Below are 26,176 nucleotides of genomic sequence, written 5' to 3'. Positions count from 1 at the left end.
GAGGACGGTGGAATAACAATGGATATATGCAGTATTATCGACTCTTTACAGTGTCTTGCCGATCTTCATCTTCATCTGGACGGTTCAGTTTCTGTCGCTTCGGCCCGCCGCCTTGCAGCGATCGAAAAAGTATCTCTGCCCGATGACGACGAAATACTGAGAAATATGCTGATGGTCTCGGAAGACTGTGCCGATCTTAATGAATATCTCGAGCGCTTTTCGCTTCCGGTATCTCTTATGCAGTCGAAGGAAAGTCTCGGTGCTGCGGCGTACGATCTGTGCATTACTCTTGCGGAACAGGGGCTTATGTATGCCGAGATCCGTTTTGCACCGCAGAAGCACTGTGAAAAAGGACTTACCCAGAAAGAAGCTGTTATGGCTGTGCTTGACGGTATCAGGAGATCTGGTTTCAGTGCAGGACTTATCCTATGCTGCATGCGTGACGGGAAAGACAACAGTGTCGAAAATCTTGAAACAGTAAGACTTTCTTCGGAATTTCAGAACAAGGGAGTATGTGCCTGCGATCTTGCGGGTGCGGAAGCTCTGTTTCCAAATGAAAATTATATCAGTATTTTTGATGAAGCCGGTCGTCTTGGCGTAAAACTTACAGTTCATTCCGGTGAAGCGCTCGGAGCAGGGAGTGTGCGGACTGCTCTTGAAAACGGTGCAGACCGCATCGGCCACGGAGTACGCTCTGCAGAAGATGAAAATGTTGTCAGTCTTCTGAAGGAAAAGGACATCCCGCTTGAGATATGTCCGACGAGCAACATCAACACCTGCGTGGTTCAGAATGTTTCTGAACTTCCCGTAAGAAAATTCATGGAGCAGGGGATCAGAGTTACGATAAATACCGACAATATGAGCGTATCGTCCACTGATATAAAAAATGAACTGAAAAAAAACAGTAAAAGCATTTGGATTTGGCGTGCCGGAACTTAAAACGCTGCTTGTAAATTCTGTAACAGCGTCATTTGCCGATGATACACTTAAAGAAAAATGCTTAAAGAAAATTGAAGATGATCTGAATAAGTATCTGTGATCATTTTTCCAATAATATATTACAGGGAGCGTTTTTAATGATAATCGATTCGCATGTTCACATTTTTCCAGATAAAATTGCTGAGAAGGCCGTTGCAGGAATAGGAAAATTCTACGACCTTCCGATGAGACACGACGGAAAGCTTGATACCGTTTTTGCTGAAGGCAGAAAAGCAGGAATAGACAAATTTGTCATCCTGTCTGTTGCTACTGTACCTGAACAGGTTGCAAGTATCAATAATTTTCTTGGTGAAAATGTAAGAAAGCACGGCGATAAACTCATCGGTTTCTGTGCTATGCATCCTGATTTTCAGGGAATAGAAGCAGAACTTGAAAGAGCACGTGAAATGGGACTTGTGGGTATTAAGCTTCATCCTGATTTCCAGCGGTTTGACATAGACGATGAAAAAGCCTTTGAGATATACAGAGCAGCTGAAGGTAAAATGCCGATCCTTTTCCATACCGGTGACTACCGCACAGGATGGTCAAAACCTGAGAAGATGGCAAAGGTAATGGACCTTTTCCCGAACCTTGACGTTATCGCTTCACATTTCGGCGGATGGTCAGAGTGGGAGAGAACACCTGAAGCGTACAAAGGGAGAAAAGTCTATGTTGATACTTCAAGTTCGCTCTACAAGCTTACTCCTGAGGAAGTAAGAAACATGGTTGATGCTTTCGGTGCTGACCATATTCTGTTCGGTACTGATTTTCCTATGTGGAACATGAGTGACGAACTTGAACTTTTCTCGAAGCTTCCGCTTACAGCTGAGGAACGCGAGCTTATTCTCCACGAGAATATGGAAAATCTTCTTAGGAAGTACGGAAAGAATATCTGATACGGTACGGCTTTAAAACACAATAAAACAGCTCCTGCTAAACTTATTTTCATTTTAAGGAAACACTGATTAAACCGGAAATCCGGCGAAGCCGGATTTCCGAAGGTGGGATTTGCGGGGATTCGCCCCGGAGCCCCACGCTGATTTATGAATAAATCAGCGTTTCCTTAAGTTTAGCAGGAGCTTTTCTGTTACCTGAGGGTCATTATTATTGTCTTACGTATTTAACAAACTGATATTCGGTTCCGTTCCGGTTCTTCAGCTCTGAGGCACTTTCTTTTTTCCAGCCGGAGAGTTTATCGAAATTGACAATGAAACTGTCAGCCTTTCCGTAAGCAGATACCTTTGTGATCAGTGCTGTATCACAGTATTTCAGAAGTTGTCTGTATACATTTGAACCGCCGATAACAAAAACATCATTCTGCGGTGTGTTTTCAAGAAGTGAGAAAAGTTCGTCTAACGAATGAACGGTCTCAATCCCTTCAAACGAGAAGCTTTCACTTCTGGTAAGAACTATGTTCCTTCTTCCGGGAAGAGGTTTTATTCGTAAAGAATCAAAAGTTTTACGACCCATTACCACTGTTTTTCCTCTGGTGGCGGTTTTAAAAAATTCCATGTCTTCGGGAATATTAAAAAGCAGATCGCCGCCGCGTCCGATTCCCCATTCTCTGTCGGCACATGCAATTATTATCATGACTTTTTAAGATCAGCGAGCAAAGCAGCAGCTGTTTTTCCGAGCGCAGGGTTCACAGCATACGGATCAAGCTCTGCGAGAGGCTTCAGAACGAATTCTCTGTTTGCCATATCGATATGTGGAATAGTCAGTGTTTCATCGTGCATTACCAGATCATCAAATAAAACTATATCTACATCAAGAGTTCTCGGACCCCAGTGGATAAGTCTTTTTCTGTCTGCATTCTGTTCAGCCTGAGAAGTAACTTCATGAAGTTCGTGAGGGGAGTACAGGGTCTCGAGACTTACACAGCAGTTTATGAAAACTGTCCTGTTCAGTGTTGCCGTATGGTTCAGTTTCGATAAATGAAGAAACTTTAATGTCACGGCAGTATTTGCTGTCTTTTAAAAACTGAATTGCATCATTAAGATATTTTTCTCTGTCGCCCATGTTTGAACCAAGAGAAAGAAAAACCTTATGCCATTTTCTTTCCACGGTCACACTGACATATTCAAGCGGAAGGAGAATAGGAGCCCACGGCTTCTTTACTTCAAGTACGATCTTTTTTATAAGACCATATTCGAGAAGTATGGCAGTTGCAAGCTTTTCAGCTGCTGTTTCTATAAGCTTGAAAGTGTTGTTCTCCATTATATTCTTGACGAGATGACAGATCTCAGAATAATTCACTGATTCGTTTAAGTCATCTGTGGTTCCGGCTTTCCGTGTATCAAGATAAATGTCGGCAGAAATAAGAAATTTCTGTCCGAGAACATTTTCTTCCTTAAGAACGCCGTGGTTTGAGAATACTTCGAGGTTTTTTATTTTAATAATGTCCATAGTTTAAATCTTTCCAGTTATTTTTTCAGTCATTGTTATCGCACGCTTGTTTTCCTTTATGTCATGTACACGGACAAACAGGCAGTTTTTCTGCACTGCAATTACTGTCGTGACAAGAGTTCCTTCAATTCTCTGATCAGACGGGAGATCCAGTGCAAGACCGATCATCGACTTTCTTGATGTACCGAGAAGTACCGGAAGTCCGAGCCTGTCAAGTACTTCAAGATGATTTGTCAGTTCAAGATTCTGTTCAAAACTCTTTGCAAAACCGATTCCCGGGTCTGTAAGGATGTTATTTCTGTCAACGCCGGCTTTTTCCGCAATTCTTATGCTTTCGGCAAGGTCGTTTACAACATCGTTTAAAAAGTCACCGTATTCAGGGACTTTTCTGTTATGCATAAGACAGACCTGAACTCCGTATTTTGCAGCAACAGCAGCCATTTCACCGTTATCATATCTGAATCCCCAGATGTCGTTTATCAGATGAGCACCTGATTTAACAGCTGCTTCAGCGGTCTGATAATGGTAAGTATCAACGGAGACAGGAACATCGAAGTTAGCTCTTATCTTTTCAATTACAGGACAGACCCTTTCCGTTTCTTCTTCCGGTGTAATGTGGACATAACCCGGTCTTGTGGATTCACCGCCTACGTCGATAATGTCCGCACCTTCTGCTATCATCTGTTCAGTGTGCTTAAGGGCAGAATCAACCGTGTTGAATTTTCCTCCGTCCGAGAAAGAATCAGGTGTCATGTTAAGTATGCCCATTATGTAGGTGTGTCCTTCAAAGTTTTTGTTTCCGATAATCATAGTGTATGCACTTCCTTGGAGTATTTGCTGTTCCGGGATCAGCAGAACCCGTTCTGCTTTCCGGATATATGTCAGTTTACGTGATAATGATCTTCTGAGGGTACATTATCAGTAAAACAGCGTTTCATTTTTTTTATCTGCTGACCAGTTGCATTCTTCGTGAGCAGGACAGTTAAAGCATGTTCGCGAAAGTTTGTCTGCCATACACAGAAGCCGTTCAAGAGGAGATGCCTTTTCAGGATAACCGTCGTGACCGTGTGTGCGTATAGCAGCGGTAATTTCTTTTATTTCATCATCAGAATAACCGCATTCAAGAAGAATGGCTTCCGCTTTTTCGGCACCGGCTTCATTGTGTGAACGACCGGTTTCGTATTCTTCGTATCTGCCTATGTCATGGAGCAGGGAAGCAGCGTAGATGATGTCTTTTGAGATTGATACCTTTTCCTCAAGGGAAATAATGTATGCTATTCTTGCTACTGAAATAAGGTGCTCCATACCGTGACGACAGAAAAATCTGTTTCTTTCCCGGATTTCAATGTTTTTAATAATGGTGATATAGGATCTGTTCTTTAAGATCCTCTGGTATTTAAGATTCATTTATCTTTTGCTCCGTTTACGCAGTCTCTGATTTTCTTTAAGAATGAGAGGGAACCAAAGGCTATGACAATGTCACAGTTATCTTCAAGACATTTTGAAACCGCTTCAGCGACAGATGAGACCGGTTTTACATTGCTGTTGTATGGTTTTACAGCCTCCGCAAGTTTTTCAGCATCAAGACCGCGTTTTCCTTCTGTACTTACAGTATAGACCATATCTGCACGCTTGGTAGTATATCTTGCTATCTCAGAATATTCCTTGTCTTTGAATGTTCCCATTATATATGTTATGTGTCTTTCGGTGAAACAGATATCAATTGTTTCCCTGAGCCTTCTTGCAGCGGAAACATTATGCGCACCGTCTATAATGAACATAGGCGAGGATTCCCTTATTACTTCAAAGCGTCCCGGCCATACTGTTTTCGAAAGACCTTCACGGATATTGTCTTCAGTGATAACATATCCCTTGTTGTTTAATATGCTGCATGCATCTACAGCTAAAGCTGCGTTTTCAGTCTGATATTTGCCGAGAAGATGTATTTTAAGATCTTTAAAGTTCTGGTATGTAAAGGTCTGAGTCGTTCCGGTAAAACTGTAGTCTGAGATATTGTAGATCATGGTAATGCTGAGATCTGCACCGCGTTCCCTGCATATATCTGTCAGAACACCTGTAACTGCCTGATTCTGCATGAGTGTAAGAACACTGCCGCCCTGCTTTATGATGCCGCCTTTTTCGGCAGCAATTTCTTCAATCGTGTTTCCTAGAAATTTTGTATGTTCAAGACTGATCGATGTTATTATTGAAAGTTCGCTGCTGCTTATGATGTTTGTGGCATCTGATCGTCCGCCCATTCCGGCTTCAAGAAGTATCAGATCACAGTCGTGATCGGCAAAGAAGCAGAAAGCAGCTGCAGTCTCAAGTTCAAAAACAGTAGGGTGAGGATAGCCTTCCGATACTATTTCATCTGCTGCCTTTTTAACTTTTGAAACTGCTGCGGCGTACTCATTTTCCGTAATGTTTCTGCCGCAGTACTGTATCTTTTCAAGATAGTCCATAACTGCAGGAGAAACGTACCGTCCCGTTTTATAGCCGGCATTTCTGAGAATACTTTCAAGGAAAGCACCTGCCGAGCCTTTTCCGTTTGTGCCGGCAATGTGTATTATGTTAAGAGTGTCCTGAGGATCGGACAGTTTATGACACAGTCTTTTTATACTGTCAAGTCCCGGGATTATTCCATATTGTTCGGCTGAAGATAGGTAATCAACTGTTTCTGTAAAATTCATTTTTTCTCTTCTCCTGTAATATTACCGGCAGCGTTCAGGGAAGCGCCGTCTCGTTAGTTCATACACAATAATTATACAATACATTCTGAAAGTATGTCAATATAAAAATAAAACCCGGTCTGTTTATAGACCGGGTATGATAACTGATCAGTTTGATGCAGCTTCAGGTTTTTTTTCCTTTTTGTTTTTCTTGTTTTTATCTTCCTTTGCGTATTCTTCAATGCATGAAAGAATGAATGCAACTGCGAAGTAAATGACAAATATAATAGCATCAGCAATAGCAATCGGCATTACGGCGTCTGTAAGAGCACGTGTTGCTGAATTGCTGTTTGATGAATTTGCAGGAACAAGAATGTTGTAAGCCTTTGAGAAAACTACTGTTCTGTAGAAGTCATCAGTTGTTCTGTTTACAAGATCGATAAGTAACTTGATCTGCTTGTCGAGCTTTTCGAGATCAGCTTCAACTTTGGCTTTCTTGGCAGCAGAATTTACTGTTGTTGAGGAATTAAGTCGTTCGATTCTCTTGTTGTAAAGATTGATCTTCTGAACTGTTTCTGAAAGTTCATTCTGTATCTCTTCTTTCTTCTGGAAGAGCTTGTCGTATTCCTCAGATGCCTGTGTTGCTGTCATGTTTCTTTTATCGTCAGTATCAGAACCGTAGATCATTACAGTGTTCTTCTGATAACCTTTTATAGAAGCATTTATAGTTGAAAGAGTATCATTGCATACAGCTTTCTTTCTTTCGAGAAGTTCGACCTGATATGTGTAGTTTGTAAGGAGAGTATCCTTGTCCTTTGTTATTGTATTGATAGTAACGTAGGAAGAGATCCTTTCAAGATCAATAGATCTTAATGTGCTGATCGTTTCTGAAAGGTCAGGGAATGTGTAGCCTGTGTCAGATGAACGGAAACGGTTTGAATTAGTTGATGAACCGTTCTGAAGTTCTGTCTTTTCGACCTGGCTTACATAGTTTGAGATCTTCGTGAGAGCATCATCGAATACATCGACTGCTTCAGCGTAGTCATAGTCCTTGTAGTCAAGCGCAGCAAGCGAACTTCCGAGTGACTTGTTGTAGCCGTATGCTTCCATGAAGTATTCGCTGTAGCATTCAAGCATTGTATTGAGTACTGATGCAGCTTCAGTATCAGTAAGACCTGTAGGTGCATAGTCAAAATATACTTTATAAGTAGAAGGATAAGTATTGGTTTTGAGAAGTTCGGAAATCGCATTCATTGAATTGCCTGTTCCGGCATCGAAGATGTTTTTGTAAGCTGTGAGTCTTTCAACTTCTTCTTCCGGTCTGATTGCTTCAAAAGAGATGTTCTTTCTGATATCTTCAAGTTTTTCAGACGGTATTCCGAGATCGTCAAGTGCACTTTCGATTATCTGCGGGCTTTTCAGTGTGTTTATGTCGAATGTATTGCCTTTAGGGTCGAGACCGTTTTCTATTCCGCTGAATGTGAAGCTTACAAGTGAAACTGTTTTCTTGTAGCTGTCGCGTTTTACGAGTGCAGTACCTACCAGAGCGAGTACTGAAGCGATTATAGTTATCGCGAGCCATAAAGCAAAAAATCTTCTGAGATTTCTCAGTATTCCTACTATAGATATACTGATCTGTTCGTCCTCTTGTTCCTCTCTTGCGTTGGTGAGAGTGACATTGAGGTACTTTTCATTTTCGTTCATTTTTTTCTCCTCAATAAAAACATTCTTATTATTCTGTGTTCAGACAGAACACTTATCATTATACCACAAATGATCATTCTTGTAAAGTACAAATAATGAAGATATTTTTTTATCATTCACAGTTAAAAAATCTGTTTTTATTATTGCTTAATTCGAAAAAATAGTTTATAATATAATGTGCACATGCTCGGAAAGGAGTGGTACTGTGGATGTTCAGCCGGGCGATATTCTTGTAATGAAAAAACCGCATCCCTGCGGAAAATACGAGTTCTTCGTCATCAGATCCGGAGCCGATTTCAGACTCAGATGTCTTGGATGTTCAAGAGAATTCATGGTGCCGCGCAGCAGGATAGAAAGCAGGATCAAGAGCGTTATCAGGGAAAATGCTGAAAATCAGAACTTATAAAGGAATAAATATTAATGTTTGAAAAGCTAAAATTTACTTCACAGAGATTTGATGAAATAAATCTGAAATTATCAGACCCGGACGTCATAAGCAATACTGAACTGTACACCTCGCTTATGAAAGAGTACAAGACTCTTACACCGGTAGTGGAAAAATACCACGAGTACCTAAACGCTAAGAAGAATTTTGAAGAGGCAAAGGAACTGCTCGATGCAGGCGGACTCGATGCCGAGATGAAGGAAATGGCTCAGACCGAGTTCGAGGAACAGAAGGAAAACATTGAGCGTTTTACTGATGAACTGCGTATTCTTCTCCTTCCTAAGGATCCTAACGATGAAAAGAATGTTATTATTGAAATAAGAGGCGGAGCAGGCGGTGAGGAAGCTGCTCTGTTTGCAAATTCCCTCTACAGAATGTACACTATGTATGCAGAGTCACGCGGATGGAAGCAGGAGGTCCTCAATTCGAATGAAACTGAGCTCGGCGGCTTCAAGGAGATCAGTTTTTCCATTGAAGGTGAAGGGGCATATTCCCGTTTCAAGTATGAAAGCGGTGTACACCGTGTTCAGCGTGTTCCGGAAACTGAATCACAGGGAAGGATCCATACTTCAACAGTTACGGTCGCAGTACTTGTTGAGGCAGATGAAGTTGAACTTGAGATCAATCCGACAGAACTTAAAATAGATGTTTTCCGTGCCAGCGGTGCCGGTGGTCAGCACATCAACAAAACTGAATCTGCAGTTCGTATAACCCATCTTCCGACGGGTACAGTGGTAGAGTGCCAGGACGAACGAAGCCAGTTCAAGAACAGGGAACGTGCCATGAAGATCCTTCGTTCAAGACTTTATGAAGCTTTACAGCAGGAGCAGGCTGACAAGATAGCATCTGAAAGAAAAATGCAGGTAGGTACCGGAGACAGATCAGAGAGGATAAGAACATACAACTTTCCTCAGGGGCGCATAACTGATCACCGTATCGGACTTACTTTATATAAAATAGACGATGTGCTCAACGGTCATCTTGATGAGGTGATCGACGCACTTGCAACTGCAGACCAGGCTGCAAAGCTTGCGTCACAGAATGAACAGTGATTTAGTGATTTAAGGGGTATACTTTTATTCAAGAAGGAGATCAGGATCCGGGAAAATCAATGGGATCGGAAAGTGTAAGTATGAAAGATATTATTTGTCTAACTGACAGGGACAGTGACCTTGAAAAAGCTGCATCACTTCTTAAAAGCGGAAAGGTAGTTGCGCTTCCTACAGAAACTGTATACGGACTTGCTGCTGATGCTACAAACTGTGAAGCGGTGGCATCTGTTTTTGCTGCAAAGGGCAGACCGGCGGACAATCCTCTTATCATTCACGTTACCAGCCTGAGTATGATGGAGAAATATACTGAAGACATCCCGCGGGCGGCGTACAGACTTGCTGAAGCATTCTGGCCGGGACCGCTTACCATGATACTTCCTAAAAAGAATAATGTACCGGAAATAGTGACCGGCGGTCTCGATACAGTAGCCGTAAGAATGCCTTCACATCCGGTCATGAGAAAGATCATTGATCTGGTCGGCAAACCTCTTGCCGCCCCTTCGGCGAATCTTTCAGGCTCTCCAAGTCCGACCACGCTTGCGCATGTCAGAAAAGATATGAACGGAAGAATAGAAGCTGTTGTGGACGGAGGCGAGTGTACAGTAGGTGTTGAATCGACAGTTATATGCTTTGACGGATATGATTCAATTCGTATACTCAGACCTGGTTTCATTACTGCTGAAGATCTCAGAAAATATGTAGATGAAGTAATTATAGATGAAAACATTCTTTCTGATGTTGTTCCTGAAGTAAAGGAAGTACGTTCTCCGGGAATGAAATACAAGCATTATTCACCGGCAGCCAGAGTTGTTCTTGTCTGCGGTGATCTTGATCATTTTATTAAATATGCGGCCACAAGAAAAGATGAAGGTATGTGCTGCCTTATTTATGATCAGGATGCTGAAGGTTTTCCTTTTAAATATATGACTTACGGATCGGATTCTGAAGAACAGGCTAAACAGATATTCTCAAAACTTCGTGAAGCAGATGAAAAAGGTGTTAAGAACCTTTACGTCAGAGCTCCTCAGAAGGACGGTGTAGGTCTCGCTGTATACAACAGGCTTATCAGAGCTGCAGGATATGAGGTGGTGGAAACGTGAATCATTTGGAAGGTGTAATGGTCGTCGGTCTTACAGGACAGACAGGCTCAGGCAAGACTACTGCATGCAGAAAATTTATGGAAAACGGTTTCGCTGTCATCAATGCGGATGAAATAGCCAGAAATATTATGCAGCCGGATTCCGTCTGCCTTCGTGAAGTAACCGATTTTTTTCGGGACAGGAATACTTAAAGAAGACAAATCACTGAACAGACAGAGACTTGCGGATATTGTCTTTAATAATCCAAAGAAACTTGAACAGCTCAACAGTATCATGTATCCTCACATCACTTCGGAGATACTTTCACTGATCAGGTCAAATTCTTCCGAAGGGAAGAAACTCATACTGCTCGACGCTCCGACTCTTTTCGAAAGCCGTGCAGATGATTTCTGTGAAATAATCATTTCAGTGATTGCCGACGAAGCTACCCGTCTCAAGAGAATTATAGAAAGAGATCATATCAGCGAAGAACAGGCAAAAGCAAGAATGAGTGCTCAGCATAATGAAAAGTTCTTTGTTGATAATTCAGATTTCATAATCCGAAATAATGAAGGTATGTCAGGACTTGATGATATAGTGAATGAAATGTCTGACAAAATCAAGTGTTACTATTCGAATAAATTTAAAGATCTGGAGTGAATTAAATGAGTAAGGAAAAATCACCTGAAAAAGAACTGAAGGATAATCTTTTCTATAAAAAGAAAAATATTTACCAGCTCATTGATGAAGAAGAGGTAAAGAAGATCAATGCCTTTTCTGAAAATTACAAGAAGTTCCTCGATGACGCCAAGACAGAACGTGAAGCAGTAAAATTTGCTCTGTCTGCTGCAACGGAAAAGGGGTTCACTGAGTATCAGGCCGGATCTGAGCTTAAGCCTGGTGACAGGGTGTTTGTAAATAACAGGGGAAAGGCTGTCATTCTTGCAGTTATCGGCCGTGAATCTGTGAAAAACGGTGTCCGCATCAATGCAGCGCATATCGATTCACCTCGTCTTGACCTTAAGCAGTGCCCGGTATATGAAGACAGTGAAATAGCGCTTTTTAAAACCCATTACTACGGCGGCATAAAGAAATATCAGTGGACAGCTATTCCTCTTGCTCTCCATGGTGTAGCTGTACTCAGCGACGGAACTCAGGCAGACATCAATATAGGTGAAAGCGAATCAGATCCTGTTTTCGTTATCAGCGATCTTCTTCCTCATCTTGCATCGGAACAGATGAAGAAAAACGGTTCATCAGTTATTGAAGGTGAGAACCTTAACATAATAATCGGATCCCGTCCGTTTAAGTCTGACAAGGAAAGTGAACTTGTCAAGCTCAATATCCTTAATATTCTTTTTGAAAAGTACGGTATTAAGGAAGAGGATTTCCTTTCAGCTGAACTTGAAGCAGTTCCTGCATTCAGGGCTAAGGATATAGGTTTTTGACAGAAGCATGATAGGCGCATACGGACATGACGACAGGGTTTGTGCTTATCCGGCTCTTATGGCTGCACTCAATACTGAGAAGATACCTTCAAAAACTATCATTACAGTACTGACTGATAAGGAAGAGATAGGAAGCGACGGCAATACAGGACTTAATTCTTCTTACCTCAGATATTTTATTGAAGATCTTGCTGCTGACTTCGGTGTAAGAGCAACAACTGTTCTGTCAAATTCAGAGTGTCTGTCAGCTGATGTTAATTCAGCATTTGATCCGACATATCCGAGTGTAATGGAAAAGAACAATGCTTCATACATTAATTACGGTGTTGTTGTTACAAAGTATACTGGCTCGAGAGGCAAATACGGTACTTCAGATGCTTCAGCGGAATTTACCGGCCGTATCCGTACTCTTATGAATAAAAACAATGTTATATGGCAGACAGGCGAACTTGGCAAGGTAGATGCTGGCGGCGGCGGAACAGTTGCAATGTACATTGCGGCTATGAATGTCGATGTTATCGATGTTGGTGTACCTGTACTGTCAATGCATGCACCTTACGAAGTTATAGCAAAGGCTGACCTTTATATGGCGTACAAGGCGTTCAGAGCATTTATTGATGACTGAAAGCTGCTTATGTAAACGCTGATCAGGTTCCTATAATAATAAGCGAAAGTACTGATGGATACATTCTGGTACTTTCGCTTTTTTACTGTCACTTTAACTGTATTTTAAGCTATTTAATACATCACGGAAAAACTACAAAAAAATTCCTTGGAATGTCTTGACTTTTTTAAAAGGATGATGTATAATAAAGGAAATCAGTTTTTTTACAGTAAGGGAGATTTAATGTTATTATGAGAAGCTATATAAAAAATGACGAAAGAAAGAATTATTTTATTATCGAGTCAGATGCAGGTGCCGTTCTCGACACAGTTGCACAGGGAATGCTTGAAAACAACGACATAGCCGGTATGCTTCCGTTTTCAGTAATGCATTTCGATGACGTTACAACTGTTCGTTATGATGTAACGCCGTTTATAACTCTTTCTGAAATGCTTGAAAGGACAGTTACAAAGAAAGAGATCCTTTCAGTTATCAGTACAGTTACTGAAGCTATGGCGCTCTGTCCGGATTATATGATAAGTTCTGGTTCGGTTATTCTTGAAGCTGATAAAATGTTTTATGATGAAGAAAACGGCAGACTCCATCTCTGTGTATTTCCGTTTGTTACAACAGAACGTGAATCTGTTCAGACAAAGGATTTTCTGAAAAATTTCATATGCCGTGTAAAGTTCGACAGCACAGAAAACTGTGATTACATCGGAAAAATTCTCGGCGCACTTAACGATGATACATGTGATACGGAGTTTATCAGAAGGATAGCAGATGAGAACAGCTGCGAAAACTTAAATTCAGTTCAGAACTGTACCCCGGAAAACAATGTTCAGCTGGCTGAAACATCTTTCGAAAACCATCAGGTAAACAACTTTTCGGAAAACAATTCAGAAAACAGTGATTCTTTCAGAAATGAGTCGTCGTGTCCGGTTTCAGCACTTGACAGTTTTGCCGACGAAGAAATGGAAGAGGATAGCAGTATAAAAGGCTTTTTCTCCGGATTTCTCGGAAGGAAAAATAAAATACAGAAAAATCCTGCAGGTATCAGTACTGATGAATCTGCAGATGACGATGCTCTTATGGCTGGGTTCAGTGACGGAAAGGAAGGATATTTTAACAGAGAGAAAGACAGAAACGGTACAGTTGTTCTCGGAAGCAGATCCGGACACACTGCTCCGGTGCTGATCAGATTATCTAATGATGAGAGAATAGAAATAAAGGGAAAGCGTTTCCGTATAGGTTCTGACAGCAGAACTTCAGACTACTGTATTACTGACAACTGTGCAGTGAGCAGAGCACACGCTGATATTATAAACAAAAAAGGCGTGCTCTACATAACAGATAACAATTCCACTAATCATACGTACCTCGACGATCAGGAACTTAAGGGTAAGAAAGAATACAGACTGAGTAACAACAGCCGTATTACACTTGCCGATGAAGAATTCAGATTAAGCTTATGATCATGTGAAGCCGTATTTCCGATTTGAACAGTGCTTTCTTAAAGGCACACGGTTTTTTTCTGTTAAACCTGTGTGCTTTTTTATTTATGCCTTCAGAAAGATTTGTTATCCCATACTGATCTGCAGGACTGTTTTTCTTAATTGCTGTGTACACAGCAGAAGTTTTAAAATCAATGTGAATTTACTTTCATAAAATCATATATACTTACTGGATTTTTCTTTTAATTTGTGTTATAATCAAAGAGTATTCCGGAAAAGGGAATCTGTCAGCGGGTTTAAGCCAGAAAATTTCAGAAATTTCAAGGCTGATATCCTGTCTGAAAAAAGATGAACTGTTTCCGTATTTTGAGCGATAAAAATGATCCGGGGATGATGATTATGGGAAAGATAACTACTGATCTTAAACGTTTTGCTGTATTCTGTGTTTCTTCAGTTACAGCTCTTGCTCTTTTATATACGCCTGCAGGCGGAGTATCGTGTATCAGTAAAGAAGTTTATGCCGGGGAGTTCAGCAGAGTTATTGATGAAGAATCACTTGCTGTTGATCCGACCGGTAAAGGCGACGGTTATCTTGCAGTACTTTATGACAATAAAAACGGGCTTCCTACAAGTGAGGCAAATGCAGTTTTACAGACGTCTGACGGTTTTATCTGGATAGGCTGCTACAGCGGGCTCATACGTTATGACGGCTGTAATTTTGAACGTATAAAAGCTTCAACCGGCGTAACAAGTGTAGTAAGTCTTTTTGAGGATTCCCAGAAACGTCTGTGGGTCGGTACAAATGACAGCGGTGCCGCTGTAATGGAGAACGGTGAGTTCAGAGTGTACAGGCATTCTGACGGAATGAAGTCGCTTTCTGTCCGGTCCGTTGCAGAGGATAATGCAGGAAACGTATGGCTCGGGACGACCCGCGGACTTTCCTTTGTCGATCCGGAAGGCGACCTGCATAATTTTGAATCGGAAGATCTTGTAAATGAATATATCCGTAAAATCAGATCGTGCGACGACGGTTCGATCTGCGGATTAACGATGAGCGGTTCCGTGTTCACCATTAAAGGAGGAAAACTTACAGGTTTTTATACTTCAGATGATCTCGGAATAAGTGATATTCATGCAGTACTTCCTGACAGCGACAGACCGGGATTTTATTATATAGGCAACAAAGGATCTGCTCTTTATTACGGCCGTCTTCAGAAAGGTTTCAAATCTGAGAAGATGATCATGCTGAATCCTCTTGAATATGTAAATTCCATTGAAAAAGTCGGCGACATGATATGGATCTGTTCAGATACAGGTATCGGATTTCTCAATGACGGAAGATTTGTTCCGGTAAAAAATACTCCGATGAATACGTCAGTTGAAAATATGGCAGTGGACTATCAGAAAAATCTCTGGTTTGCGTCTTCAAAGCAGGGGATCATGAAGATCGTTCCTAATCAGTTCCTTGATATTTTCGAGAAGTATGGTCTTCCTGACGATGTAGTTGAGTCTGACTGTGTTTACGATGACAAACTCTGGATAGCCGGTAAAACTGAAGGACTTAAAGTGCTTTCCACAGACGGGCTGGTTGACAGCATTCCTGTTGAATCATCGGTAAGTTCATCTGGCAGCAGGTTCAGGGACGGCGACCTTATTACACTTCTGAAAGACAAGCGTATACGTTCAATTTATAAAGATTCATCTGACCGGCTCTGGTTTTCGACATTCAGTCATCTTGGCCTTGTATGCTATGATCACGGAAAAGTCACAAGATACACTGTGGAAGACGGCATGCCTTCCGAGAGGGTAAGAACAGTTTATGAATGCAGCGACGGTTCGGTGATTGCAGCGTGTACAGGCGGAATTGCTGTTATACGCGACGGAAAGATCGAAAAAGTTTACAGCAAGGACGACGGCATCGACAACACCGAGATCCTTACTGTAGTCTGCGCTGAAAACGGCGATATTATCCTGGGAACCGACGGCGGCGGTATCTATATCATCGGCGGAGACAGTAACATAAAGCACCTTACCGTAGAAAAAGGAGAACTGTCCTCCGACGTGGTAATGAGGATCAAAAAGGACAGAAAGAGAAATCTGTACTGGGTAGTTACAAGTAACTCTCTCAGTTGTATGGATGCATCCTACAGGGTAAGAACTATCAGCAATTTCCCGTATCCTAATAATTTTGATATTTTTCAGAACAGTTCCGATGAAATGTGGATCCTGAGCTCGAACGGTATTTACGTTTCAGAAACTGAAGAAATACTGAAGAACGAAGAGATCCAGTATCTGCACTATGGTATGGACAACGGACTTTCCTGTACAGCTACTTCGAATTCGTACAGCTGTCTTACTCCGCGCGGAATGCTCTATATCGCAGGAACAAACGGTGTAGCTGCCGTTAATATTGAAAAGTCATTCGAAAATGTAAGTGATATAAAAGTGTCAGTTCCGTATGTTGAGGTGGACGGTTCATATATTTTTCCGGACGAAAACGGTAATTACGTAATACCGTCATCATCTGTAAAGCTTACGGTATACAGCTATGTATACAACTATTCACTGATGAATCCTGATGTAACCTATTATCTCAAAGGCTTTGAACACAATCCTGTAACCGTAAAGAGAAGTGAACTCACGCCTGCTTCCTATACAAATCTCCGCGGCGGTGAATATACTTTTGTTATGAAAGTGGATGATCCGCAGGGGGACAGTACCAAGGAAACCGTCATAAAGATAATAAAGGAAAAGAAATGGTATGAAAAGATAGTCGTTCATATCATAGCACTTGTTCTCATACTGGCACTGCTTGCTGCTCTTCTCAAGGCATACATATCATACCGTACAAGAAAATACGAAGAGAAGAACAGACAGCAGAAGGAACTCATTCGTGAAATAGTGGAATCTTTTGCGAAGGTCATAGATATGAAAGACAGCTATACAAACGGTCATTCTACCCGCGTGGCAGAGTATACAGCAATGCTCTCGAAGGAACTCGGGTGTGATGAGGATACCGTTGAGAAATACTATAATATAGCACTTCTTCATGACATAGGAAAGATAGGCATTCCGCCTGAGGTACTTAACAAGCCCGGAAAGCTTACAGATACGGAATTCAATATTATCAAGTCTCATTCCGCACTGGGATATGAAGCACTTAAAAATATCAGTATAATGCCGGAACTTTCTGTCGGTGCAGGTATGCATCATGAACGTCCGGACGGAAAGGGGTATCCGAAAGGCCTTAAAGGGGACCAGATACTTCGTGTAGCACAGATAATTGCTGTAGCTGACACATTTGATGCAATGTATTCGGACAGACCGTACCGTAAGCGCATGAATTTTGAAAAAGCTGTTTCAATTATGAAGGAAGTAAGCGGTACTCAGCTTGCTTCTGATGTTGTGGATGCTTTTTTAAGGCTTGTAGAAAAAGGAGAATTCCGTGCTGAAAATGATAACGGCGGAGGAACAATGGAGGATATAGATAATATCCATCGTAAGCAGAAGTGATCATTTCATTAGGAAAACGCTGATTTATTCATAAATCAGCGTGTGGCTCCGGGGCGAAGCCCCGCAAATCCCACCTACGGAAATCCGGCAAAGCCGGGTTTCCGTTTTAATCACTGTTCCATTGGGATTTTTCAGTGGCTATGAGTTGTTTCTATATTAATTAGTGAGAAAAGAGAAAAAAGTACTGAAATAGCTTGATTTTTTTAGTGATTTTTAGTATAATAAGAATATCAGATGGAATCGTCTGTTATTAGACGGTAAAATTATTGATAAAAAGGGATTAAATTGGGAGGGATACTATGGCTGAAAATCCGTCGAAATCAGATAACAGGCAGAAAAAACAGCGTGAAGGAAAAATGAAATACAGATTTTTGCTTCAGTGTATATTTCCTGCTGCAATTGTAATGGGGATTGTTTGCTATGTAAGCATTCTGCTTTCACAGAGAATGTCTTCGGAGAACATGATGAGTGCCCTGAGAGGACAGCAGGAGTCGAAGGTAGGCATTCTGTCAGATAATATCAATACAGTTCTTAACAGCAGTCAGCTGGACACAATTTCTGCTGAGATACTTTTGATTGTGGAACACAGTCCTAATAATGAACTGTTTACTAAATCACTCAGAGAAACGGTTAACCGTATGGCTTCGCAGAGTACTATACTCTCAAAGGTACAGGTTGCGGTTTTTGACAGGGAAGTTATTATCGGTTCAAGAGGATTCAGTTCGGAATTTACCGGAGAGGAATACTGGTATGACCGCGAAAAACTGGAACAGTGCCAGAATTATATGATCGGTACTCCTTCAGTTAAACTTGGCGACGTATCGCTTTTTACATTTGTTTATCCTGTTGTGAACAGTTCGGGAGACTGTGTTGCAGCTATTGCATTCGGTACGAATGATCAGGCACTTACCTCCATGATAGGTATGCAGACCAATATCGGTAATCAGGTCTGGTTTATAACTGACAGTGAAGACAGACTGTTTTTTGTGGCCGGTAATTCTAACGATATCAATGAACTGGCGCGTATCGCGGAAAAAGTTACTGATGAATCAGTTACGGTTAACGCCGGCGGTACTCCGTATATTATGAAGAAAACAGAGCTGCATGAATTCAGTGATTATATGCTATGTTATGTAGTTCCTGTGGAGCCGCTCATTCAACAGTCACGACCGACAATGATCATGCTTATTGTATTTGCAGTGATCAGTACTCTTCTTATCATTGCTTTTGTAATGAGCTTCTCGGACAGGATAGTTAAAGAGGTCAACAATGTCCGCAGCAGTGTAAAGGGTATAGCAAAGAACGATTTTGTAAATCCTATTGAAGTAAATACAAATGATGAAATGGGCAAACTCGTTTCCGAGATCAACAGTGTTGTGGATAAATTAAAGTATCAGGCTGAACATGACAGCAAGACTAATTTCTACAACAGCGAAGCATTTGCCAAGAAATCTCTTGAATACATTTCTGCCAATCAGGAAAGAACATACGCAATTGTACGAGTCGATGTCGACAACTTCAGCTTTATAAATGACATTTTTGACTGGGAGATAGGCGACCGTATACTTCTTGGTATTGCTGATGACCTTACAAATGTCTTTGGTCCTGATGCAATTTTCGGATATCTCGGAAATGACGTTTTTGTAATTTGTGTCGGATATGTCTTTCTGGAAGCTGTTACCCAGAAAATTGAAAGAGCTAATGAAGAAATTAAGAAATCAGCAGAAAAGTATATGCCGATAACAGTTCATTTCGGTATATGTGAAAACGCCGGACTGGATATGGACATAAGCATTCTCTGCGATTATGCCGGTATTGCCCTTAAGACTGTAAAGGGTAATCTTCTTCAGATCTATGCTATTTATGATGAGAAATTTGATGAAAACCATAAAGTTCAGAAGTTCGTTGAGAGCAACAAGATCACGGCTCTCGAAAATCATGATTTTTATATAGTTCTTCAGCCGAAATGCAATATATTCAGCGGTGAGGTAGTAGGTGCCGAAGCTCTTGTCCGCTGGAAGGACCATACTTCAGGTGAAATAATTTCACCGGGCAAGTTTATACCTATTTTTGAAAAGAACGGATTTGTCATTACCCTTGATCGTTTTGTCTGGGAGGAAACCTGCAAGGTTATCAAGAAATGGCGTGATCACGGATATAAAGATATTCCTGTGTCCGTTAACGTATCAAGAATGCATATTATTCATGATACCTTTGTCGATGAGTTTGCGGATCTTGTCAGAAAATATGAAATTCCGCCTGAACTCGTTGAAGTGGAAATTACTGAAAGTGCACTTCTTGAAAACAGTGAGGATGCTCTCCAGGATGTAATGTCAGGACTTAAGGGACGCGGATTCAAGCTCCTTATGGATGACTTTGCTTCAGGATATTCATCTCTTATTGCACTGCAGAGACTTCCTTTTGACGTTATCAAGATCGACAAAGGACTTATCGACAAGATAGGTGAAGGATTTAACCGTGAATTCGTTTCAGGTATAATTGCATTTCTGCGTGAGATAAAAAAAGATATAGTTATTGAGGGTGTAGAATTCGACTGGCAAAAAGAAATACTTAAGGATTCAGGCGGAAAGATCATTCAGGGGTTCTGTTTTTCAAAGCCTGTATCAGTAAGTGAATTTGAAAGGCTTGCATTCGGAGAAATTGTTCCGGATGAAGACTGAGTTTAACCGGAGGAATAATGAGCATAAAATTTCATCTGCCTGATTTTGCAGTACACTATCATTTTAACAGAGTTTTTTCTCGCGTTGCTGAAACAGTTTCCTGATTATTTTATAGACGGGCTGGAAATAGCATCTGTTTACGGAACTTTTCCGCAGTCTCTGTGGAACGGAGGAAGAATAGTAAACGGAGTATTTGATAAAAATACTGTTAAAATTGTTGTACGTGAATTTGACAAGCTGGGTATACCGCTTCGCTTTACATTCACGAATCCAGAAATAACTGAGGAAGATCTTAAAGACGATTTCTGTAACTACGTACTTAAAACAGCGAATAACGGAAAAAACGGAGTCATCGTGGTTTCTCCTCTGCTCGAGGAGTACATCAGAACGAAGTATCCTGATTACAGGATAACCAGTTCGACATGTAAAAGAATAACTGATATCAGTAAACTTAATGAAGAATCAGAAAAGAATTATGATATCGTTGTACTCGATTATGATTTCAATAACCGTTTTGATTTTCTTGAAAAAGTAGAAAACAAAGAAAAATGCGAAATACTTGTAAATGCCTGCTGTCAGCCTGGATGTCCTAAACGCGTGCAGCATTATCAGGATATCGGAAAAATGCAGAAGGCAATATGCAGTTATCTTAAAACCAGCCAGAAGGTACCGTTTGATCCTGAAAAGTACGGTGCAAAGGATGAGAATTCAGATTACTGTCCGTACATGAAATATGATTTTGCAGATGTAAAAAAACATTCAACACATATTACTCCGGAAGATATTTTCGAAAAATATGTACCAATGGGATTTTCCCAGTTCAAGATCGAGGGAAGAACGCTCAATGCGTTTTCAATGACTGAATACTATCTTTACTATCTTGTTAAACCTGAATTCCGCGACAAGGTGAGAATGGTGTTCTACGGTCTTCTTATGGACAAGGAAGTAATTTCCTCAGCTTTTTAGTGAATAAAAAATAAAGCCCTTTACCGGTTTCGATTCCCGGTGAAGGGCTTTGCTTTGTATTACTGATTTATCCGGAATGTTCATTTGTGTGCGGTGAACAGGATCAGAAAGACAGAATATTTTTTCAGGATTCTGCAGCTGATTCCTTTGATCTGACTGATTTTTTTGATCTGTATTCAGAAGCAAAAATGAAAAGAACATATACTATCATAAGAAGGGCTGCAGGTGGAATATCACTCCATTTAATTTCCTGGTGCTGAAGTACATCAACAGATACATCCTGCTTGACAACAGGGATAAGATTGTTATTCAGGTAGTGAATAGCGACCGGTACCCAGATGTTTTCAGTTTTCATATATGCATATCCGAAGAATATAGCATAGGCAACGCAGACGATTATCTGGTTGCACAATGACTGCGGACCGCATGTAGTTGTGTAGTACATGAAATTCATCGGTGTGTGCCAGAGACCCCAGATAAGACCGAGCAGTAGCACGCCTTTTCTCATTCCGAATTTTTCCTGCATTCGCGGCTGAAGGAAATATCTCCATCCGTATTCTTCACCGAAGAACAGGGTAAAAGTCAGAGGATAATTGATAATGGTGAGGCCAAGCATTCCCATAGTACTTAAAGTCATAAATCCTTCAAGAAACTTATTCAGTTCCTCAATACCGCCGTTCCCTGTCAGTTCGTCTATCATGTATCCGAGAAATATTCTTGCCGAATAGATGATCAGAAAAACTATTATCATGATTATGCTTTTTAATATGTTTTTACGGATAGTTCCGGCATTTTCCTTTTTTTCACGGGAAGCTGTCAGGAAAAGGATAAACGCTGCCAGAGATACAGGTAAAACTATTAACTGAACCGCCATATTATAAGGCGTCATCTCCATGGCAGTATTTTCGAGTATTGTGTTTGCCGGGAAAAATACGCTGAGTAACGACAGGACAACTGCAAGGAAAGTAAAAGCGAGTATTAATGTATATGCTGCAACCGGATATTTCTTTCCTGTTTTTCGGGAAGTAACAAGATTGCCGGCGATTACACCGCAGGCAGGGAAAAGCATCTGGGCAATCGGAAAAAACAGCCAGATCGCAGCCGTTGCGAAATCCAATGTACATCGGTACTGACATTAAAGCTGTTAGGCCGTATGCGAATACGAAGAACAAGATGATTTTGGTTTTTTCTGTGTTTTGCATAAAAAATCTCCTTTGTCTGAAAACGGGTTTACTGACTCTGAACGCTGAACGGTTTCTGGGGGAAGCGCCGCAAATCCCATCTTCGGAAATCCGGAGAAGCCGGATTTCCGGTTTGATCAGTGTTTCCCTGGATATGCGTAAAACAGGATTCAGCGTTCTCTGATGTTTATAATCGTTCGATATAAAAACATACTATCAGTATTATATCACATAATGCTCGTGAAATCAAAGTAAATAAAAATATATGATTTGTTTACTATAATATTTGTGGAATGCACTTGCAATAATCGTCAAAAAATTGTATAATAAAACTATAGAATCTATGAAACCTTACCCTATAATAAACGAAAGAGATACTTTTGTTTATTATACGCCGTTCTGCGCTCTGAATGAAGTCAGAGTTTTACTTGTACAGACGGTCATAATCAATCTATTATAGTGAAAGAGTGATCGAAACAATGAAATATGATTACATTTACTCAGAAGCTGTCGAAATAATCACAGCTAAAAAAGATGACGGAACAAAATTCTTTTCAAAGGACACTCTTTGTGTAGCTGTTACAGAAGACGACAAGCTTTACAGCGCATTTAACAAGACTGAATACGTTGAAGGCAGACTTATTACCGGAAGCTCTGAAAAAGAAGTTGTCAAAAAAATTTCCGGTTCTGAAAACAAGAGAATTGCAGCGATGATCATCATGAACTGCATCGATATGGTACCTGTTCTTCCTGAAAAGGAAGAAATCGAAGAGATCATGAAACTTGACAAATACAATGCTGCCACTGACGTTGTTTCACCGAACAACAAGTATATTAAGCTTAAGGATATTTCTGAATATGATCCTGAAGGAGATAATTCATCAATAGAGATCCTTAAGGTAGATATAACAGCCAAAAGGAGCGAAAAGGAAAAACTGCTCTCATTTGTTCCTGATTTTGAAAAGGAGACCGATGAAGGCGGTAAAAGCGAAACGAAGTATCTGTTCGCCATGCCGGATCACAATGCTGATAATAACGCAGCTCAGCCTCCTCAGTCACCTGAACAGAATATGCAGCAGGGACAGACTCCTTATTTCACAATGGACGATGTTGTCCATCAGTATCAGCCGGTTGACGGCAGACACAGAGGCATGAATGTCAGTCGTATGAGTATGAACAGGAGCCAGATGAGCGTTCAGTTTTCACAGAATACAAGTCAGGTTATGAATCCTGATATGATGAACGGCCCTCAGAGCGTGATGATGGGACAGTATGGTGTTCCTAACCAGCAGAATGGTGTGCCGGGCCAGTATGGGAACCCTAATCAGAATATGATGGGCGGCACATACGGCGGTCAGAATATGATGAACGTACCTTACATGCAGCAGGGAATGATGAACGGTCAGTATAACGGCCAGATGATGAACGGCCCGTACATGCAGCAGGGAATGATGAACAGCCAGTACAGCGGCCAGATGATGAACGGCCCGTACATGCAGCAGGGAATGATGAACAGCCAGTACAGCGGCCAGATGGTGAACGGCCCGTACATGCAGCAGGGAATGATGAACGGTCAGTATAACGGCCAGATGATGAACGGCCCGTACATGCAGCAGGGAATGATGAACGGTCAGTATAACGGTCAGATGATGAATGGTCCGTACATGCATCAGGGAATGATGAACGGTGCATATATGCAGCAGCAGGAAGAAATGAATCCTCAGTATATGCAGCAGAATATGAATGACGGAAAGCAGAAATAAGTATATAAAACGGCATCCGGATTCTTTAATGATCCCGGATGCCGTATTTTCGTATAAAGGAGAGTTACACTTGATAAAAGCAGTAATTTTTGACATGGACGGTACACTTATAGATACCGAAAAATACTATCAGGAATTCTGGCCTAAAGCTCTGGCTGAATTCGGATATGAGATGACAAAGGAACAGGTCCTTTCCTTAAGAAGCCTCGGAAGACCATTCGCTCCGCAGAGATTCCGTGAATGGTTCGGTGAAGACTTTGACTACATAAAAGTAAGGGAGAAGCGTAAGGAACTTATGAACGCCCGGCTTGCCGAAACCGGTATTGAACTTAAACCCGGTGCAGTCGGGATCTTAAGCTATCTTAAGGAGAACGGCATTGCTGCGGCTGTTGCCACTGCGTCTGATATGGCACGTACTGAAAAATATCTTGATGAAGCCGGAATAAAGCACTATTTTACAAAGCTTATCAGTGCAACAATGGTGGAAAAGGGAAAGCCGGCTCCGGATATTTACCTGTATGCATGTAAAGAACTTGGTCTGCAGCCTGAAGAGTGCATGGCGGTTGAAGATGCACCTAACGGAATAATTTCAGCCGGCAAAGCCGGCTGCAAAGTAGTTATGGTTCCTGATATGACCGGCCCGGACAGTGAGGTTGAGCCGTATCTTTATGCCTGTGTGGACAGGCTTGACGATATTATCGGACTTCTTACCATAGAAAACCTTCAGAATCACTGACGTTCTGTTCTTCCGGGTTCTGAGCCTGCGCAGGATTTTCTGTCTGTTCGTTCTGAATCGGTTCCGGAATCACAGCCTGACTGTTCTGCGCTGCCTCAGGAGTTACGGCAGCTTCGTTCTGTGCATTTTCAGGACTTGCGCTGTTCTGTGCTGCGTTCATCTGCTTTTCAAGTTCCGGTGATCCTTCACGCATAAAACTCCATTCAGCGTTCACCGGATTACCGTCACTGTTAAGCACTATTCCTTCAAGGATCAGTTTTCCGTCGCTTTCGATACGTACAGAAGCATTTTTCACAATGTTGTTTTCTGTAAGATCGCCGTACCAGAGAGAAGTTGTGGTAGTTCCTCCGAGGCAGAATGAAACAGGAGATGTGTCGCTTTGCAGGGCGCCTGTGAACTGATAGGAATCACCGCTTACTGTAAGTGCAAGCTGTCCGTTGTCACCTGACTGAAAGTAGTGGTCTCCGGCTGAGAATCCACCCGTTCTTATCCATTTGCCTTCAAGGTCAGTGTACTGATATTTTTCCTTTGGTTCGTATATTTTAAAGAAACCTTTGAGTTCTGCAACAAGCTGTTTCAGGTTTTCACTGTCTGTGTTTTTTATATCAGAGGCAGTGAGAATTCCGATACTGCACTGTGAAAGTCTGTAGCCGCTGCGGAACATTACACCTGATACTGCACGTGCATATCCTTCACGGTCAGGTTCCCCTTCAGCGTTATAATACCCGGTATAAACGCTGCTGAATTTGTCAAATACTCTTGAACGGAGCATCCTTTCACTGAGGATGCCGTTTTCATATGTATACTCTTTTTCACTTTCGCGTATACGGCCCTGTTCCTCTTCTTTTACTGACCTCCAGATGTAATGCCTTTTTCCGCTTTCTTCAGTGCAGATCAGTTTGTCTGTAACAGGATAGAGGGAAGGGCAGTCGTCCTGTTTCGAGACTGTCTGGGCAAGACTGTCTCGTCCTTCCGATACTTCAAAAATTCTGAATCCCGGATCAGAAAGTATGAGTTCACATCGTCCGTTTCCGTCGAGATCGCTCACCAGAATGTATGAAGCCTCGCCGATAAGTTCAGGAAGCTTAGACGCTATAAGTTCAGTCTGACGCTTTGAATCATCATCAAGCTGTCCGAAAAAATCCACGCTGTGTTCGTATACCTTTTCATGAAAGATATCATCGGTGCTGTCATCGCCGGAGTCTGCAGGAATTTCTGTGGTTTCTGTGACAGTATTTTTATTATCCGGTTCTGAAATATTTTCATTGTTTGTTCCGCTGCATGCTGACAAAGACAAAGCAGCCACTGCAAGCACAGCTGCAGTGATCGTATTGATTCTTTTCAATTTATTTTCTCCTTAACTGTAATGCTTCCGTAAAGAATACATAGTAAATTATAGCATATTCAGACATAGCTTTCAAGGTAAGAGAACAAATTATTATGATTTTAAGAACAAATCAGATGATAAGTCAGTTATTAATCGTTTACACTATTGAA

General features: G+C 41.3%; 22 protein-coding genes and 1 pseudogene. 14 read left to right on the top strand and 9 right to left on the bottom strand.

Annotated elements, in window-relative coordinates:
* Positions 1-18 precede the first annotated feature (18 nt).
* Entirely contained in the window at positions 19-939 is a 921-nt protein-coding gene (gene add / locus CC97_RS05565; protein ID WP_049962712.1) for an adenosine deaminase, read from the top strand.
* A 137-nt stretch (positions 940-1,076) separates the two neighbouring features.
* Entirely contained in the window at positions 1,077-1,874 is a 798-nt protein-coding gene (locus CC97_RS05560; RefSeq protein ID WP_044974173.1) for an amidohydrolase family protein, read from the top strand.
* 208 nt (positions 1,875-2,082) lie between these two features.
* On the opposite strand, the gene CC97_RS05555 is transcribed toward CC97_RS05560, so the two are convergent.
* The 7 genes from CC97_RS05555 to CC97_RS05530 all read right to left on the bottom strand — a co-directional run bounded on the left by CC97_RS05555 (position 2,083) and on the right by CC97_RS05530 (position 7,757).
* Positions 2,083-2,568: a dihydrofolate reductase gene (locus CC97_RS05555; RefSeq protein ID WP_044974172.1), complete on the bottom strand. Its 486-nt coding sequence runs from the start codon at positions 2,566-2,568 to the stop codon at positions 2,083-2,085.
* Entirely contained in the window at positions 2,565-2,933 is a 369-nt protein-coding gene (folK, locus tag CC97_RS21540) for a 2-amino-4-hydroxy-6-hydroxymethyldihydropteridine diphosphokinase (protein WP_347493492.1), read from the bottom strand. Before folK ends, CC97_RS05555 begins: the two co-directional genes overlap by 4 nt.
* On the bottom strand, positions 2,815-3,384 hold the full coding sequence (folB, locus tag CC97_RS05550) for a dihydroneopterin aldolase (RefSeq protein ID WP_347493490.1): 570 nt from the start codon (positions 3,382-3,384) through the stop codon (positions 2,815-2,817). The genes folK and folB overlap by 119 nt, the downstream gene beginning before the upstream one ends.
* A 3-nt stretch (positions 3,385-3,387) precedes the next feature.
* Complete coding sequence (gene folP, locus CC97_RS05545) at positions 3,388-4,194, bottom strand: dihydropteroate synthase (protein ID WP_044974171.1); 807 nt, start codon at positions 4,192-4,194, stop codon at positions 3,388-3,390.
* 108 nt (positions 4,195-4,302) lie between these two features.
* Positions 4,303-4,791, bottom strand: a complete 489-nt coding sequence (locus tag CC97_RS05540) for an HD domain-containing protein (RefSeq protein WP_044974170.1) — start codon at positions 4,789-4,791, stop codon at positions 4,303-4,305.
* Positions 4,788-6,074, bottom strand: coding sequence for a folylpolyglutamate synthase/dihydrofolate synthase family protein (locus CC97_RS05535; RefSeq protein WP_044974169.1), 1,287 nt, complete (start codon positions 6,072-6,074; stop codon positions 4,788-4,790). The genes CC97_RS05540 and CC97_RS05535 overlap by 4 nt, the downstream gene beginning before the upstream one ends.
* A gap of 147 nt (positions 6,075-6,221) precedes the next feature.
* Positions 6,222-7,757, bottom strand: coding sequence for a hypothetical protein (locus CC97_RS05530; RefSeq protein ID WP_044974168.1), 1,536 nt, complete (start codon positions 7,755-7,757; stop codon positions 6,222-6,224).
* Between the two features lie 205 nt (positions 7,758-7,962).
* Here CC97_RS05530 and CC97_RS05525 point away from each other — a divergent pair, with 205 nt between their 5' ends.
* From CC97_RS05525 to CC97_RS05485, 10 genes and pseudogenes are all read left to right on the top strand, one after another.
* On the top strand, positions 7,963-8,163 hold the full coding sequence (locus CC97_RS05525) for a DUF951 domain-containing protein (RefSeq protein ID WP_044974167.1): 201 nt from the start codon (positions 7,963-7,965) through the stop codon (positions 8,161-8,163).
* Between the two features lie 14 nt (positions 8,164-8,177).
* Entirely contained in the window at positions 8,178-9,254 is a 1,077-nt protein-coding gene (gene prfA, locus CC97_RS05520) for a peptide chain release factor 1 (protein ID WP_044974166.1), read from the top strand.
* A gap of 80 nt (positions 9,255-9,334) precedes the next feature.
* Complete coding sequence (locus tag CC97_RS05515; protein WP_044976811.1) at positions 9,335-10,354, top strand: L-threonylcarbamoyladenylate synthase; 1,020 nt, start codon at positions 9,335-9,337, stop codon at positions 10,352-10,354.
* Positions 10,351-10,545 carry a dephospho-CoA kinase gene (locus CC97_RS20900; RefSeq protein ID WP_242848133.1) on the top strand — a complete coding sequence of 65 codons (195 nt, stop codon included), beginning with the start codon at positions 10,351-10,353 and terminating at the stop codon, positions 10,543-10,545. The genes CC97_RS05515 and CC97_RS20900 overlap by 4 nt, the downstream gene beginning before the upstream one ends.
* Positions 10,520-10,993, top strand: a complete 474-nt coding sequence (gene coaE / locus CC97_RS20895; RefSeq protein ID WP_347493861.1) for a dephospho-CoA kinase — start codon at positions 10,520-10,522, stop codon at positions 10,991-10,993. Before CC97_RS20900 ends, coaE begins: the two co-directional genes overlap by 26 nt.
* Before the next feature lie 5 nt (positions 10,994-10,998).
* Positions 10,999-12,406, top strand: a pseudogene (locus tag CC97_RS05505) (aminopeptidase).
* Positions 12,407-12,636: 230 nt separating this feature from the next.
* A complete protein-coding gene (locus CC97_RS05500; RefSeq protein WP_044974165.1) occupies positions 12,637-13,860 on the top strand; it encodes a DUF6382 domain-containing protein in 1,224 nt (407 codons plus the stop codon).
* A 378-nt stretch (positions 13,861-14,238) separates the two neighbouring features.
* Positions 14,239-17,352, top strand: a complete 3,114-nt coding sequence (locus CC97_RS05495) for an HD domain-containing phosphohydrolase (protein ID WP_049962711.1) — start codon at positions 14,239-14,241, stop codon at positions 17,350-17,352.
* Between the two features lie 299 nt (positions 17,353-17,651).
* The gene (locus CC97_RS05490) at positions 17,652-20,033 is read left to right on the top strand and encodes an EAL domain-containing protein (RefSeq protein ID WP_044974164.1); all 2,382 of its coding nucleotides are present in this window, start codon (positions 17,652-17,654) and stop codon (positions 20,031-20,033) included.
* A gap of 84 nt (positions 20,034-20,117) precedes the next feature.
* Positions 20,118-20,999, top strand: coding sequence for a hypothetical protein (locus tag CC97_RS05485; protein ID WP_347493489.1), 882 nt, complete (start codon positions 20,118-20,120; stop codon positions 20,997-20,999).
* A gap of 124 nt (positions 21,000-21,123) precedes the next feature.
* Here the strand turns inward: CC97_RS05485 and CC97_RS05480 are convergent, their stop codons facing one another.
* Positions 21,124-22,116 carry a type II CAAX endopeptidase family protein gene (locus tag CC97_RS05480; RefSeq protein ID WP_049962710.1) on the bottom strand — a complete coding sequence of 331 codons (993 nt, stop codon included), beginning with the start codon at positions 22,114-22,116 and terminating at the stop codon, positions 21,124-21,126.
* A gap of 543 nt (positions 22,117-22,659) precedes the next feature.
* On the opposite strand from CC97_RS05480, the gene CC97_RS05475 reads away from it, so the two are divergent.
* Both CC97_RS05475 and CC97_RS05470 read left to right on the top strand, forming a co-directional pair.
* Positions 22,660-23,943 carry a hypothetical protein gene (locus CC97_RS05475; RefSeq protein ID WP_044974163.1) on the top strand — a complete coding sequence of 428 codons (1,284 nt, stop codon included), beginning with the start codon at positions 22,660-22,662 and terminating at the stop codon, positions 23,941-23,943.
* A 70-nt stretch (positions 23,944-24,013) separates the two neighbouring features.
* Positions 24,014-24,679: an HAD family phosphatase gene (locus CC97_RS05470; protein WP_081850202.1), complete on the top strand. Its 666-nt coding sequence runs from the start codon at positions 24,014-24,016 to the stop codon at positions 24,677-24,679.
* On the opposite strand, the gene CC97_RS05465 is transcribed toward CC97_RS05470, so the two are convergent.
* A complete protein-coding gene (locus CC97_RS05465) occupies positions 24,651-26,024 on the bottom strand; it encodes a hypothetical protein (RefSeq protein WP_044974162.1) in 1,374 nt (457 codons plus the stop codon). The two genes, CC97_RS05470 and CC97_RS05465, sit on opposite strands and share 29 nt — an antisense overlap.
* Positions 26,025-26,176: the final 152 nt, after the last annotated feature.

Source organism: Ruminococcus sp. HUN007 (genome assembly GCF_000712055.1).
Taxonomy (GTDB): domain Bacteria; phylum Bacillota; class Clostridia; order Oscillospirales; family Ruminococcaceae; genus HUN007.
Note: the sequence above shows the minus strand (reverse complement) of the source record. Positions and strands in the feature narration are given on the sequence as shown.